Here is a 13226-nt window from a genome sequence, read left to right on the forward strand (position 1 = left end):
CCCCTGACCCGGCGTTCCGTGCCGTCCGGGGGCGCCTCGAACGCCGGCGGGGCCCGCGGCCCGGGCGGAGCCCCGGGTCAGGCCGACGGCCCGGCCACCGCCGCCGGCAACGTCAGCACCCCCACCCCCCCCCCCCCCCCCCCCGCCCCCCCCCGCCCCCCGGCCGGAGCCCGCCGCGGCGGCGCCCGCCCACGCGCAGGCACCCGACGCCCACGGCGACTGGGTGCCCCGCCAGGGCAGCCACCCCGACGAGGCCGTCACCGACAAGGGCCTGCCCAAGCGGACCCCGCGCACCGTCGCGGCCCCCGCCCGGGGGGAGGCCGCCGACTCCGCGCGCCCCGAGCCCAAGCCGGTGGACGCGGAGGAACTCCGGCGCCGGCTCGGCGGTTTCTACCAGGGGGCCCGGGACGGGCGGCGCGTCGTAGAGGCCGAGCTCGCCGAGGGGCAGACCGATCCGGGGGACACCGCACAGGAGGCACGCACATGACCGCGCCCAGTACGTACGGACCGAGCACCCAGGCCCGCAACCTGCAGTGGCTGCTGACCGACCTGGTCGAGGAGGTACCCGGCATCGTGTCCGTCGCCGTCGTCTCCTCCGACGGCCTGCTCCTGCTCTCCTCCGAGACGGAGCCGGGGGCCGCACCGGCCGGGGAGGACGCGCAGGACCCGGCGCCCGCACCCCTGGCCCGGCTCAAGGGCCCCCGCGGCGCCTCGGCCGACCTGGCCACCATCGTGTCCGGGCTCGGCAGCCTGACCACCGGAGCCGCCCAGCTGATGGACGGCGGCTCCGTCAAGCAGACGATGGTGGCGATGGAGCACGGCTCCGTCTTCGTCACCGCCATCAGCGACGGCTCCCTGCTCGGCGTGCACGCCACGCCCGACTGCGACATGAGCGTCGTCGCCTACCACATGGCGCTCTTCGTCGGCCGCGCCGGCCACGTCCTGACCCCCGAAGTCCGCAGTGAGCTGCGCCAGTCGATGGAGAACACCCCGTGAGGAGTCCGGCCTCCGACCGGCTGCCGATACGCGGCGCCGACCGGCGCCCCGCGCGCGTCCGCCCGTACTCGCTGACGGGCGGGCGCACCCGCTTCGCGCACGTCCTGCTCGTCGAGTCATTCGTCGCCACCCTCGACCCGAGCGCCAAGGTCCCGGCGGCCCGGCCCGACCGGGTGCCCGAGATGCGGGCCATCGTCGAGCTGTGCCGCCGCATGCGCACGGTCGCCGAGATCGCCGCGCTGCTGAGGCTGCCGCTCGGGGTGGTCCGCGTACTCGTCAGCGACCTCGCCGACCAGGGAAGGATCCGCGTCTACGGGACGGGGCACGGCATCGGCCGCCCCGACCGCGCGCTGCTCGAAAGGGTGCTCAGTGGGCTCCGCCGTCTTTGACCCGTCCCCTCCCTCGGACCTTCCGAGTGCCGCGGACGAACCCGTCCAGCCCTGGCAGTACGACCGGTCCCGTGCCCCCGTCGCCGTCAAGGTGCTGGTCGCGGGCGGCTTCGGCGTGGGCAAGACCACCTTCGTATCGTCGGTTTCGGAGATCACTCCGCTGCGTACCGAGGCGCTGATGACCCAGGCGAGCGCGCCGACCGACGACCTGACCGGGACCCCGGACAAGAACACCACCACGGTGGCGATGGACTTCGGCCGGGTCACGCTCGACGACGACCTCGTGCTGTACGTGTACGGCACCCCCGGCCAGAAGCGCTTCTGGTTCATGTGGGACGACCTCGTCCGCGGGGCCATCGGCGGCATCGTGCTCGCCGACACCCGCCGCCTGCGCGACTGCTTCCCCGCCCTCGACTACTTCGAGAGCTGCGGACTGCCGTACGTCGTGGCCGTCAACCACTTCGAGGGCTCCGCCTCCTACGAGCCCGAGGACGTACGGGAGGCGCTGACCATCGCCGACCACGTACCGGTCGTGATCATGGACGCGCGCAGCCGGGCCACGGTCGTGGAATCCCTGCTGGCACTGGTCGGCCACGCCCTGGACGCCACCCCCGCATAGCGGCCCGCGGCGCACCGCCCGTACCGCCCCCGTACCGCCCCGCCCCGCCCGGAAAGAGACCGCCATGCGCAAGATACTGATCGTCGGAGCCGGGCAGTCCGGTCTCCAGCTCGCCCTCGGCCTCCTGTCGAAGGGGTACGAGGTCACCCTCATGTCCAACCGCACGCCGGACGAGATCCGGGGCGGCCGGGTCATGTCCACGCAGTGCATGTTCGACACGGCACTCCAGCACGAGCGCGATCTCCAGCTGGACTTCTGGGCGGACCGGGCCCCGAAGATCCAGGGCGTCGGCGTCTCGGTCGCCGCCCCCGACGGCGCCCGGGCGATCGACTGGCTGGGCCGCCTCAAGGGCTACGCGCAGTCCGTGGACCAGCGCGTGAAGATGGCGGGCTGGCTCGACACCTTCACCCAGCGCGGCGGGCAGCTGGTCATCCACGGCGCCTCGGTCGCCGACCTCGACTTCTTCTCCCGTACGTACGACCTCGTCCTCGTCGCGGCGGGCAAGGGCGAGCTGGTCTCGATGTTCGAGCGGGACGCGGCGCGTTCGCCGTACGACGCCCCGCAGCGGGCCCTCGCCGTCTCCTACGTGCACGGTCTGGGCCCCCGCCCCGAGCACCCGGACACCGAGGCCGTCCGCTGCAACCTGGTCCCGGGCGTCGGCGAGCTGTTCGTCATGCCCACCCTGACCACCTCGGGGCGCGCCGACATCCTGTTCTGGGAGGGCGTACCGGGCGGCCCGCTCGACGCCTTCGCCGGGATCAAGGACCCGGCGGAGCACCTCGCGCTCACGCGGGAACTGATGGAGAAGTTCACCCCCTGGGAGTACGCGCGGACGACCGAGGTGGAGCTGACGGACGCGGGCGCCACCCTGGCCGGGCGGTACGCGCCCGTGGTCCGCAAGCCCGTCGGGCGGCTGCCCGGCGGCGGCCTGGTGCTGGGCGTCGCGGACGTGGTCGTGGCGAACGACCCGATCACGGGCCAGGGTTCCAACTCGGCCGCCAAGTGCGCCGCGTCCTACCTGTCCTCGATCCTGATGCACGGGGACAACCCGTTCGACGAGGCGTGGATGAAGGCGACCTTCGACACGTACTGGTTCACCAGCGGCAAGCCGGTGACGCAGTGGACGAACGCGATGCTGGGCGTCCCGCCGGAGCACGTGCTGAACCTGATCGGCGCGGCCGGTCAGCTCCAGCCCGTGGCGGATCGTTTCGCCAATGGTTTCGACAACCCGGCCGACTTCGACGCGTACTTCTACGACCCCGAGGACGCGGCGGACTACCTCGCGGAGGTGGCGTCGGCCGCCGCCCCGGCCGCCCCCGTCGACGCTTCCGCGGGCGCCTCCTCGGCGGAGTAGCCGCTGTCGTCACCCGCCGTTCCCGTCGCGCTCTGCGGCAGGGGCGGCGGGCTGTACGACGCGAGCGCGACCCCGTCGGGATCCGGACGTACGGCCCCCAGCAGCGGGTTCGCGGCGATCGGTGAGACCTTCACCTCGGCCCCTGGGCGGGGCGCCTGGATCACCTTGCCGTTCCCGGCGTAGATGGCCACGTGGGTGGCCTTGGGGAAATAGACCACCAGGTCACCGGGCCGCAACTGGTCCAGCGGCACCTTCGGGAGCGACGCCCACTGCTCCTGGCTGGTGCGCGGGATCGCGCGCCCGGCGTGCGCCCAGGCCTGCGAGGTGAGCCCGGAGCAGTCGAAGGACGCGGGCCCCTCAGCGCCCCACACATAAGGTTTGCCGAGCTGCGCGCTCGCGTAGGTCAGCGCGGCGCCGCCCTCGGCGCTCGGCGTACGGGCCGCGGCGGCTCCCGGGCTGCCCATCCGCCCCGAACCCACCAGCGCCCGCTGCGCGTCCGCGGTCTGCGTCCGCTCCCGGTCGCCGAGCTGGGTCAGCTGCGTCGCGGTCAGCGAGGCCAGCAGCTTCTCGACCTCCTTGAGCCGCGCCGCGGCCTCGTCCTTGTGCCGCTTGCGCTCCGCGGTCAGGGCCTGCTGGGCGTCCAGGGCCTTGCGGGCCGCGGTCGCCAGGGCGCCCGCCCGCTGCTCGCCCCGCGCGAGCCCGGCCAGCGTCCGCGCCCGCCGGGCGCCCTCGCGGGCCGCCAGCATCCGCTCGTCCAGGGCGGCCTGCGGGTCCCCGGACATCAGCATCCGGGCGTACGGGGAGAACCCGCGCGCCCCCTGGTACTGCTCCCGGGCCAGCCGCCCGGCCAGCGCCTGCTGCGCGCCGACCTCCGTACGGGCCTTGCCGAGGTCACCGCTGAGCCGCCGCTCCTCCGCGCGCCGGGCCGTGAGGGCGGCCTCGGTGGCCTTGTACGCCTCGGTGGCCTCCTCGGCCTGCTGGTAGAGCCCCTGGAGCCGGGCGAGCAACGGCCCGACGGTCAACGCCCCTGGCGCCTGCGGAGCCTCGGGAGCCTCGGGCATCTCCGGAGTCTCGGGAGTCTCGGGTGCTTCGGGCGTCTCCGGAGCCCCGGGTGTCGCAGGGGCCTCCGCCGCCGCCGGGGCCCCGACGGCGCTCACGGGTCCGACCGGCGGCCCGACAAGCGGCGCGGCGACGGCGGTGGACAGCGGAACGGCCGCGACCAGGGTCGAGGCGATACAGGCGGCACGCAGGAGCCGACGTGACATGGGACCACTCCGGGGGAGCGAGGGCGTGGGGTGTGAGGCCGCGATCGTGCCACGCCCGGTATGACAAATCGCCCACCCGAGTCGGCCGCGTCCCACCTCTCACCCGTCCGGCGGGTACCCGGCGGACGGGCGCGCGCAGACGCCCTACCCCTCCAGCAACCGGGCCTTCGCCGCCGTGAACTCCTCCGGGGTCAGCAGCCCCTCCCGGGCCAGGGACGCCAGCCGGTCCAGGCGTCCCGCCAGGGCGGCGGCCGCGGGGGACAGGGGAGGGGCGGGCAGCCCGCGCGCGGGCTCGCCGCCCTCCCAGACGTACGCGCCGCGCGCCAGCAGCCCCCGCAGCAGCGGGCGGCCCGGGGGGCGTTCGGCGGGACGGGCCACCGCGTGCACCGGCCGGATGAACATCAGGCCACCCCCAGCCGGTCCGCGGGGATCCGGACCGACCCGGCGATCCGGCCGCCCGCGGCCCGTACGGCGATCGCCGCGTCCTCGGCCCACACGTGCTCGACCAGCACCAGCAGCGCGCAACTGCCCCGGTCCAGCAGGTCGGCGGCCTCCCGTACGTCCTCCGGGCCGATCAGCCGGGCCGCCTCGCGTCCGTTCAGCAGGCCGCTCAGTTCCTTGAACTCGTCGAACTCCGCGGCCAGTACCTCGCCCGCCGCCGTCTTCGTGGCCACGAGACCGTCGATCAGCCGGACGTTGCCGCTCTTGCGCAGCCCCATGACGGCCGCGACCGCGGGCACCCGCAGCTGCTCCTCCGGGAAGGCGAGGACGATGAACTCCACAGGCCCCATGACCCGACTCCTCGGCTCCCGGCCGTTCCTGACGACCACTGGCGACGATCGCTTCTGGCGACCACTTCTGACGACTCTTCGGCACACTATGACATAAAGGGACATAAGCTACCGACGCTTGCTACGTTGCCCCCATGACCGCTCTGACGGCACAGGTGACGGAACCCGCCCCGCCCCCCGGCGCGCCCCACGCCCGCCGTCGCGGAGTCGAGCTGACCCTCCTCCTGGGCGCCGTCCTGATCTCCGTCCTCGGCTACCTCTACGTAGGCCTCGCGACCGTCGGCCACCTCCCGCCGCAGGCCTCCCGGCACGCCGCCGGACTCGCCGTCGCCGCGCTGCTCGCGCACCTGGCCGTCCGCTTCCGCGCCCCCTACGCCGACCCGCTGCTCCTGCCCGTCGCCGTCCTGCTCAACGGCCTCGGCCTGGTCCTCATCCAGCGCCTCGACCTCACCACCCCCGCCCACCTCACGGCGGGCGACCAGCTGCTGTGGTCCGGGCTCGGCGTGGCGCTCTTCGTGGTCGTGGTGGGCGCCCTGCGGGACCACCGGGCACTCCAGCGGTACGCCTACCTCGCCGTCACCACCGCCCTCGTGCTGATGCTGGTCCCGGTCTTCTTCCCGGCCGTCAACGGCGCCCACATCTGGGTCCGGTTCGCCGGGCTGTCCTTCCAGCCGGGGGAGTTCGCCAAGATCCTGCTCGCCGTCTTCTTCGCTTCCTACCTGGCCGCGAACCGCACCGCCCTCGCGCTCACCGGCCGCCGGATCTGGAAGCTGCGGATGCTGCCCGGGCGGGTGCTGGGGCCGATCCTGGCGATCTGGCTGCTGAGCGTCGGCGTCCTGGTCCTGGAACGCGACCTCGGCACCTCACTGCTCTTCTTCGGGCTGTTCGTGATCATGCTGTTCACGGCCACCGGCCGGATCGGCTGGATCGCGATGGGACTGCTGCTGGCGGGTCTGGGGGCGTACGCCGTCGGGACGTTCGAACCGCACGTCCACGGCCGCGTGGAGGACTGGCTGAATCCTTTCGCCTCCATCGAGCAGGGCCGTGGACCCGGCCAGCTCGCCCAGTCCCTCTTCGCCTTCGGCGCGGGCGGGCTGCTGGGCGCCGGACTCGGCCACGGCCAGTCCTTCCTCATCGGCTTCGCCGCCAAGTCGGACTTCATCCTCGCCACCGCGGGCGAGGAACTGGGCCTCGCCGGGCTGCTGGCGATCCTCGTCCTCTACGCGCTGCTGGTCGCCCGCGGTTTCCACGCCGGGCTCGCCCTGCGCGACCCCTTCGGGCGGCTGCTCGCCACCGGGCTCGCCTCCATCGTGGCCCTCCAGGTCTTCGTCATCGCGGGCGGGGTCACCGGGCTGATCCCGCTCACCGGCATGGCCATGCCGTTCCTCGCCCAGGGCGGCTCCTCGGTGGTCACCAACTGGGTGATCGTGGCCCTGCTGGTCCGGCTCAGCGACAGCGCCCGAAAACCACGCCCCGAGGACGGGAACGGCGACGGGGGCGGGCCGGGGCGCGGCCGAGCCGGGTCCGGGAACGGCCGGGACGGGGGCGGGGCCGCGTGATCCGCTACATCCGCTGGTGCGGCTACTTCTGCGCGGCCCTCTTCCTCGCCCTCCTCGCGGGCGTGGCCCGGGTCCAGCTCTGGGACGCCCGCTCCCTCGCCGAGAACCCCGCGAACAAACGCCAGGTCATCGAGCGGTACGCGCAGCCGCGCGGGAACATCCTGGTCGACGGGCGGCCCGTCACCGGGTCCCGGGACAGCCGCCAGCTCCTGCGCTACGAACGGACGTACGCCAACGGCCCGCTGTACGCGCCCGTCACCGGCTACTCCTCGCAGACGTACGGCACCAGCCTCGTCGAGCACGCCGAGGACGCGGTCCTCGCCGGGACCGACCCCGGGCTGACCGCCTTCCCGCTCTGGCACGACCTGGCCCGGGGCCGTCCCGACGGCGGCAACGCGGTGCTCACCCTGCGGGCGGGCCCCCAGCTCGCCGCCTACGCCGGTCTCGGCGGCAAGCGCGGTGCGGTGGCCGCCGTCGAGCCCGCCACCGGGAAGATCCTGGCGCTGGTCAGCAGCCCCTCGTACGATCCGGGCGTACTCTCCGGCACGGGCGCGGCGGTCAAGAGCGCCTGGGCGAAGCTGAACGCCGATCCGGCCAAGCCGATGCTCAACCGGGCGCTGCGCGAGACCTATCCGCCCGGCTCCACCTTCAAGATCGTGACGGCGGCGGCAGCGCTGGACGCGGGGGTTGTCAAGGACGTGGACGCCCCGACGGAGACCCCCGACCCCTATCCGCTGCCCGGCACCTCCACCCTGCTGCCGAACGCGTCCGGCGGCTGCCTGGACGCCAGCATGGCGGAGGCCGTGCAGTTCTCCTGCAACACGGTCATGGCGAAGATCGGGGTCCAGGTCGGGCTGCGCGGGATGGTGGACGCCGCGCGCCGGTTCGGGTTCAACGACGCGGGACTGCGCGTACCGGCCTGGGTGTCGCCCTCGACCTTCGACACCGACATGAGCCAGGACCAGCTGGCCCTGTCGGCGATCGGCCAGTTCAACACCAAGGCGACGCCGTTGCAGATGGCGATGGTCGCGGCGGCCGTCGCCAACGGCGGGGAGATGCGCACCCCCTACCTGATCGACCGCACCACCCAGAGCGACGGCGACCAGATCCGGCGCGGCGAACCCGCCGGGAGCGGTGACCGGCGCGGCCCGGGCCGCGCCATGAGCCCGGCCACCGCGCAGCGGCTCCAGCAGCTGATGGTCAAGGTCGTCGAGGACGGCACCGGCAAGAACGCGGCGATCCCGGGCGCCCGGGTCGGCGGCAAGACGGGCACGGCGCAGCACGGGGTGGGCAACGCGGGCACTCCGTACGCCTGGTTCATCGCCTGGGCCCAGGACGAGAAGGCGGGCCGCCCGGCGGTGGCGGTGGCGGTGGTCGTGGAGGACGCGGCGGCGGACCGGGGCGACATCAGCGGCAACAGCGCCGCCGCGCCGATCGCCCGCGCGGTGATGCGGGCGGCGCTGGCGCCGTGAATCCCTGACGGGCGGGGCGCTGTCCCGCCGCCCGGAACCCGCGGCGGGCACGCGCCGGCGTCGGGGCGGGGCGGCCGCGCTCAGGCGCCGTCGGCGATCGCCGCCTCCACCTCCGCGACCCGCTGCCGCTCCTCCTGCGCGAACCGCTCGCGGTCCAGGGCCTCCGCGATCTCCTCGTCCTGGGCCATCAGCAGGTCCAGGTTGGAGTCGCCCATGTCGAAGACGCCCATGTCGAGGTAGGCCTTCTGGAGCCGTTCCCCCCACAGCCCGATGTCCTTCACGCACGGCACGATCCGGCTGAACAGCAGCTTGCGGAACAGGTGCAGGAACTCCGACTGCTCGCTCAGTTCGGCCGCCTCCGCCTTGGGGATGCCGAAGTTCTCCAGCACCTCCACCCCGCGCAGCCGGTCCCGCATCAGGTAGCAGCCCTCGATCACGAACTCCTCGCGCTCGCGCAGTTCGGCGTCCGTCAGCTGCTTGTAGTAGTCGCGCAGCGCCATCCGTCCGAAGGCCACGTGCCGTGCCTCGTCCTGCATGACGTAGGCGAGGATCTGCTTGGGCAGCGGCTTGTCCGTCGTGTCGCGGATCATGCCGAAGGCGGCGAGCGCGAGCCCTTCGATGAGTACCTGCATGCCCAGGTAGGGCATGTCCCAGCGGGAGTCGCGCAGGGTGTCGCCGAGCAGTCCCCGCAAGTTGTCGTTGACCGGGTAGAGCATGCCGATCTTCTCATGCAGGAAGCGGCTGTAGATCTCGGCGTGCCGGGCCTCGTCCATGGTCTGGGTGGCGGAGTAGAACTTCGCGTCCAGGTCCGGGACCGCCTCCACGATCCGCGCCGCGCAGACCATCGCGCCCTGCTCGCCGTGCAGGAACTGGCTGAACTGCCACGCGGTGTAGTGCCTGCGCAGGTCACCCTTGTCGCGCTCGCTCATCTTGGCCCAGTGCCGGGTGCCGTAGAGGGTCAGTACGTCGTCGGGCGTGCCCAGCGGGTCGTACGGTTCGACCTCCAGGTCCCAGGCGATCCGGGTGGCCCCGTCCCACTGCTTGTCCTTGCCCTTCTGGTAGAGCGCGAGGAGGCGGGCGCGCCCCTCGTCGTACTCCCAGCTGAAGCGGGCCGAGCCGGTGGCGGGAACCTGCCATACGGAGTCGCCCGGGTCCGTGGTGTAGAGCTGGTGTGTCGACATGGACGCCCCCTGGGTGCGCGTGGTGTGGACTGCCGGACGGGACTGGACAGTTGGCAGCGTCACACGTTGGTAGACAGCGGGTCAACAAGTCGCGCGCAGGGGATTGACGACCTTGCTGACAAGCAGTCTCATAAGAGGTGACCGCTGGTAACCCACCCGCGTGCTCCCTCTGAGAGGTGTCCGAGCCATGACGACCGTGACCGACCGGGCGGAGCTGCGCGACGCCCTCGGCCTGCTCAAGGACCGGGAACAAGTCGCCGAACGACTGCTCGAATCCTCGGCCAAGCACTCCTTCGACCCGGACGGGGAACTCGACTGGGACGCCCCGATGATCGAGGGCAAGTACTACTGGCCGCCCGAACTGCTCTCCCTCTACGACACCCCGCTGTGGAAGAAGATGGGCGAGGAGCAGCGCATCGAGCTCTCCCGGCACGAGGCCGCGTCCCTGGCCTCGCTGGGCATCTGGTTCGAGATCATCCTCATGCAGCTGCTCACCCGGCACATCTACGACAAGCCGCTGACCAGCAGTCATGTCCGCTACGCCCTCACCGAGATCGCGGACGAGTGCCGCCACTCGATGATGTTCGCCCGGATGATCAAGACGGGCGGCGCCCCCGAGTACCCCGTCTCCCGCTTCAACCACAACCTCGCGCGCGTCCTCAAGACCGTCTCCACCACCCCCGGATCCTTCGCCTGCACCCTCCTCGGCGAGGAGATCCTCGACTGGATGCAGCGCCTCACCTTCCCGGACGAGCGCGTCCAGCCGCTGGTGCGCGGGGTCACCCGGATCCACGTGATCGAGGAGGCCCGGCACGTCCGGTACGCCCGCGAGGAACTCCGCCGCCAGATGATGACCGCCCCCCGCTGGGAGCGCGAACTCACCCGGATCAGCTGCGGCGAGGCCGCCCGCGTCTTCTCCCTCGCCTTCGTCAACGGCCAGGTGTACGAGAACATGGGCCTCGACCGCCACGAGGCGACGGCCCAGGTGAAGGCGAGCGGCCACCGCCGCGAGGTCATGCAGGCCGGGGCCAAGCGGCTCACCGACTTCCTCGACGACATCGGCGTACTGCGCGGAGTCGGCCGGAAGCTGTGGCAGAGCTCGGGGCTGCTGGCCTGACGCCGTTCCCCGCCGCCGGTCCGGCCGGGTTCCCCGGCCGGGGCCGGGGCCGCCTGCCGTGGGGTTACCCTGCGGACATGACCCGGACCCCGCAGGCAGCACCGGCCCAGGCCCCGGCCCCGCGTGCCTACCGCCGCCTGAGCGTCGAGGAACGCCGGGCCCAGATCATCGAGGCGGCCCTGTCGCTGTTCGCGCACCGGGCCCCCGAGGAGATCTCCCTCGACGACGTCGCGGAGGCCGCCGGGGTCTCCCGCCCCCTGGTCTACCGGTACTTCCCCGGCGGCAAGCAGCAGCTCTACGAGGCCGCGCTGCGCTCGGCGGCCGACGTCCTCGGCCTGTGCTTCGCCGAAGCGCAGGCGGGACCGCTGACCCGGCGGCTGTCCCGGGCCCTGGACCGCTACCTCGCCTTCGTCGACGAGCACGACGCGGGCTTCAGCGCGCTGCTCCAGGGCGGCAGCGTGGTGGAGACCTCCCGTACGACGGCCACCGTGGACGGCATCCGCCGCACCGCGGCGGGCCAGATCCTCTACCACCTGAACGTATCCGAACCCGGGCCGCGGCTGCGGATGATGGTCCGCACCTGGATCACGGCGGTCGAGGCCGCGTCCCTGATCTGGCTGGACGAGGGCAAACAGCCGCCGGTGGGGGAGCTGCGGGACTGGCTGGTGGACCAGTTCATCGCCCTGCTGACCGCCACGGCCGCCACCGACCCGGAGACGGCGGCCGCGGCGCGGGCCGCGCTGGCCCTGGAGTCCGCGGACGGTCCGGTGGGCGTACTGGCCCGCCGGGTGGCGCCCGTGGTCTCCGAGGCGGCCCACCTGCTGTGACACTGGAAGGGTGAGAAGCGAACCGACCCCCTTCGAGGGCGGCCCGATGGACGGCCGAGTCCTGCCGATCCTGCTCGGCCCGACCGGCCACCCGCCGAAGTGGTACGAGATCCCCGTCCCCGACGCGGCGGGCGGCCCCCCGGTGGTCCTGCTGTACGAGCGCGTCCCGGCGGGCCACACCAAGCGGCTCCACCTCCAGAAGGGCTGGAAGTACGCCTACGAGCCCACGGGCACGAAGCCGAAACTCCGCTGGCCCTGGACCAAGCCCCCCCGCCCCACCCCCTGACCCGGCGTTCCGTGCCGTCCGGGGGCGCCTCGAACGCCGGCGGGGCCCGCGGCCCGGGCGGAGCCCCGGGTCAGGCCGACGGCCCGGCCACCGCCGCCGGCAACGTCAGCACCGCCACCGCCCCGCCGCCCCCTTCCGCCCCCGCGTTGCGGAACACCAGCGCCGCCCCCAGCACCTCCGCCTGCCCGACGGCGATCGTCAGCCCCAGCCCGTGCCCCTTGGCCCCGCCTGCGCCACCGCCACCGGCCGCCCCCGAACGGAACCGCTGCGGCCCGTGCGCCACCAGGTACTCCGGATACCCGTCCCCGTGGTCCCGTACCGTCACCACCGGCCCGTCCACCGTCAGCACCACCGGCTGCCGCCCGTGCTTGTGCGCGTTCGCGATCAGGTTCCCCAGCACCCGTTCCATCCGCCGCCGGTCCGTCTCGACGTACAGGTCACGTACGACCACCACCTCCGTCGCCGTCCCGGACGCCCGTACCGCCCGCCGCGCCACCGCCCCCAGCTGGTGCAGGTCCGTCTCCACCCGCTCGCTGCCCGAGTCCAGCCGGGAGATCTCCAGCAGGTCCTCCGTCAGCTGCCGCATCGTCCGTACCCGTTCCCGCACGAGCTCCGTCGGCCGCCCCTCCGGCAGCAGTTCGGAGGCGGCCTGCAGACCGGTCAGCGGAGTACGCAGCTCGTGCGCGACGTCCGCCGTGAACCGCTGCTCGCTCAGCAGCTTCGACTGAAGGCTCCCCGCCATCGTGTCGAGCGCCGCCGCCACCGTCGCCACCTCGTCCTGCCGCCGTGACGGATCCTTCGTCCGCGCGTCCCCGACCCGGGCGTCCAGGTCCCCCTGGGTGATCCGCCGGGCGACGGTCGCGGTCTGGTGCAGCCGACGGGTGATCCGGGTGACGGCGAAGGCGCCGACCAGCAGGGTCCCGCCGATGGCCAGCACCGAGGACCCGATGATCGCGTTGTCCAGGCCGCTGATCGTGCGCGCGCTCTGGCTGTAGTCGATGGCGGTGGCCAGCGCCCGCCCGTCGGCGGGCGCCGCCGCCCACATGATCGGGCGGCCGTCGTACTCGCTGACGATGGTGCCGCGGTGCCCGGAGACCGCCAGCTCGCGCAGCGAGTGCGGCAGGCCCGCCGGGTCGATGCCGGAGTCGGGCGGCAGGTTCTCGCCCGCCTCGTAGGACCGGGACGCGTCGTGCAGCTTGCCGAGCGCCTTCTCGCGGGCGGTGGACACCGTCTGCCGGGTCACCTCGACGTGCACGAGCGCGCCGACCATCGCGGCCAGCGAGCAGCACATCACCACGATGAAGCACGCCGACTTCCAGGTCAGGGTGGCGGTCCAGGCGGGCAGCCGCAGCCGCAGCCACGCGGGCAAC

Annotated in this window: 15 protein-coding genes; 10 read left to right on the plus strand and 5 right to left on the minus strand. The window is 73.3% G+C overall.

Annotated features, from left to right (window positions below):
• The first annotated feature begins 223 nt into the window (after nucleotides 1-223).
• From QMF80_RS00360 to QMF80_RS00380, 5 genes are all read left to right on the plus strand, one after another.
• Entirely contained in the window at nucleotides 224-487 is a 264-nt protein-coding gene (locus tag QMF80_RS00360; RefSeq protein ID WP_283448468.1) for a hypothetical protein, read from the plus strand.
• A complete protein-coding gene (locus QMF80_RS00365) occupies nucleotides 484-996 on the plus strand; it encodes a roadblock/LC7 domain-containing protein (RefSeq protein WP_283448470.1) in 513 nt (170 codons plus the stop codon). Before QMF80_RS00360 ends, QMF80_RS00365 begins: the two co-directional genes overlap by 4 nt.
• On the plus strand, nucleotides 993-1385 hold the full coding sequence (locus tag QMF80_RS00370; RefSeq protein WP_283448472.1) for a DUF742 domain-containing protein: 393 nt from the start codon (nucleotides 993-995) through the stop codon (nucleotides 1383-1385). The genes QMF80_RS00365 and QMF80_RS00370 overlap by 4 nt, the downstream gene beginning before the upstream one ends.
• Nucleotides 1366-2004 carry a GTP-binding protein gene (locus QMF80_RS00375; protein ID WP_283448474.1) on the plus strand — a complete coding sequence of 213 codons (639 nt, stop codon included), beginning with the start codon at nucleotides 1366-1368 and terminating at the stop codon, nucleotides 2002-2004. The genes QMF80_RS00370 and QMF80_RS00375 overlap by 20 nt, the downstream gene beginning before the upstream one ends.
• A 64-nt stretch (nucleotides 2005-2068) precedes the next feature.
• On the plus strand, nucleotides 2069-3358 hold the full coding sequence (locus tag QMF80_RS00380; protein ID WP_283448476.1) for a styrene monooxygenase/indole monooxygenase family protein: 1290 nt from the start codon (nucleotides 2069-2071) through the stop codon (nucleotides 3356-3358).
• On the opposite strand, the gene QMF80_RS00385 is transcribed toward QMF80_RS00380, so the two are convergent.
• From QMF80_RS00385 to QMF80_RS00395, 3 genes are all read right to left on the minus strand, one after another.
• Nucleotides 3280-4623, minus strand: coding sequence for a C40 family peptidase (locus QMF80_RS00385; RefSeq protein WP_283448477.1), 1344 nt, complete (start codon nucleotides 4621-4623; stop codon nucleotides 3280-3282). The genes QMF80_RS00380 and QMF80_RS00385 overlap by 79 nt on opposite strands.
• A gap of 144 nt (nucleotides 4624-4767) precedes the next feature.
• Nucleotides 4768-5025, minus strand: coding sequence for an SHOCT domain-containing protein (locus tag QMF80_RS00390; protein ID WP_283448479.1), 258 nt, complete (start codon nucleotides 5023-5025; stop codon nucleotides 4768-4770).
• Nucleotides 5025-5414 (minus strand): DUF6325 family protein, encoded by a 390-nt coding sequence (locus QMF80_RS00395; protein ID WP_283448481.1) that lies wholly within the window; start codon nucleotides 5412-5414, stop codon nucleotides 5025-5027. The genes QMF80_RS00390 and QMF80_RS00395 overlap by 1 nt, the downstream gene beginning before the upstream one ends.
• Before the next feature lie 134 nt (nucleotides 5415-5548).
• On the opposite strand from QMF80_RS00395, the gene QMF80_RS00400 reads away from it, so the two are divergent.
• Together QMF80_RS00400 and QMF80_RS00405 are read left to right on the plus strand one after the other, a co-directional pair.
• Nucleotides 5549-6973 (plus strand): FtsW/RodA/SpoVE family cell cycle protein, encoded by a 1425-nt coding sequence (locus QMF80_RS00400; protein WP_283448483.1) that lies wholly within the window; start codon nucleotides 5549-5551, stop codon nucleotides 6971-6973.
• Complete coding sequence (locus QMF80_RS00405; protein WP_283448485.1) at nucleotides 6970-8445, plus strand: penicillin-binding transpeptidase domain-containing protein; 1476 nt, start codon at nucleotides 6970-6972, stop codon at nucleotides 8443-8445. The genes QMF80_RS00400 and QMF80_RS00405 overlap by 4 nt, the downstream gene beginning before the upstream one ends.
• An 80-nt stretch (nucleotides 8446-8525) precedes the next feature.
• Here the strand turns inward: QMF80_RS00405 and QMF80_RS00410 are convergent, their stop codons facing one another.
• Entirely contained in the window at nucleotides 8526-9626 is a 1101-nt protein-coding gene (locus QMF80_RS00410) for a ferritin-like domain-containing protein (RefSeq protein ID WP_283448487.1), read from the minus strand.
• A gap of 187 nt (nucleotides 9627-9813) precedes the next feature.
• On the opposite strand from QMF80_RS00410, the gene QMF80_RS00415 reads away from it, so the two are divergent.
• From QMF80_RS00415 to QMF80_RS00425, 3 genes are all read left to right on the plus strand, one after another.
• The gene (locus QMF80_RS00415) at nucleotides 9814-10743 is read left to right on the plus strand and encodes an AurF N-oxygenase family protein (RefSeq protein ID WP_283448489.1); all 930 of its coding nucleotides are present in this window, start codon (nucleotides 9814-9816) and stop codon (nucleotides 10741-10743) included.
• A gap of 77 nt (nucleotides 10744-10820) precedes the next feature.
• On the plus strand, nucleotides 10821-11570 hold the full coding sequence (locus tag QMF80_RS00420; protein ID WP_283448490.1) for a TetR/AcrR family transcriptional regulator: 750 nt from the start codon (nucleotides 10821-10823) through the stop codon (nucleotides 11568-11570).
• Between the two features lie 10 nt (nucleotides 11571-11580).
• A complete protein-coding gene (locus QMF80_RS00425; protein WP_283448492.1) occupies nucleotides 11581-11856 on the plus strand; it encodes a DUF8847 domain-containing protein in 276 nt (91 codons plus the stop codon).
• Between the two features lie 70 nt (nucleotides 11857-11926).
• On the opposite strand, the gene QMF80_RS00430 is transcribed toward QMF80_RS00425, so the two are convergent.
• The gene (locus tag QMF80_RS00430) at nucleotides 11927-13213 is read right to left on the minus strand and encodes a histidine kinase dimerization/phospho-acceptor domain-containing protein (RefSeq protein WP_283448816.1); all 1287 of its coding nucleotides are present in this window, start codon (nucleotides 13211-13213) and stop codon (nucleotides 11927-11929) included.
• Nucleotides 13214-13226 lie beyond the last annotated feature (13 nt).

It is taken from the genome of Streptomyces sp. G-G2 (assembly GCF_030063135.1).
Taxonomy (GTDB): Bacteria; Actinomycetota; Actinomycetes; order Streptomycetales; family Streptomycetaceae; genus Streptomyces.

What these genes read in the sequence shown, in the direction of transcription:
- QMF80_RS00365 (WP_283448470.1), top strand. Translation starts at nt 484, where the DNA reads ATGACCGCGCCCAGTACGTACGGACCGAGCACCCAGGCCCGCAACCTG.
- QMF80_RS00380 (WP_283448476.1), top strand. Translation starts at nt 2,069, where the DNA reads ATGCGCAAGATACTGATCGTCGGAGCCGGGCAGTCCGGTCTCCAGCTC.
- QMF80_RS00385 (WP_283448477.1), bottom strand. Translation starts at nt 4,623, where the DNA reads ATGTCACGTCGGCTCCTGCGTGCCGCCTGTATCGCCTCGACCCTGGTC.
- QMF80_RS00390 (WP_283448479.1), bottom strand. Translation starts at nt 5,025, where the DNA reads ATGTTCATCCGGCCGGTGCACGCGGTGGCCCGTCCCGCCGAACGCCCC.
- QMF80_RS00395 (WP_283448481.1), bottom strand. Translation starts at nt 5,414, where the DNA reads ATGGGGCCTGTGGAGTTCATCGTCCTCGCCTTCCCGGAGGAGCAGCTG.
- QMF80_RS00400 (WP_283448483.1), top strand. Translation starts at nt 5,549, where the DNA reads ATGACCGCTCTGACGGCACAGGTGACGGAACCCGCCCCGCCCCCCGGC.
- QMF80_RS00410 (WP_283448487.1), bottom strand. Translation starts at nt 9,626, where the DNA reads ATGTCGACACACCAGCTCTACACCACGGACCCGGGCGACTCCGTATGG.
- QMF80_RS00415 (WP_283448489.1), top strand. Translation starts at nt 9,814, where the DNA reads ATGACGACCGTGACCGACCGGGCGGAGCTGCGCGACGCCCTCGGCCTG.
- QMF80_RS00420 (WP_283448490.1), top strand. Translation starts at nt 10,821, where the DNA reads ATGACCCGGACCCCGCAGGCAGCACCGGCCCAGGCCCCGGCCCCGCGT.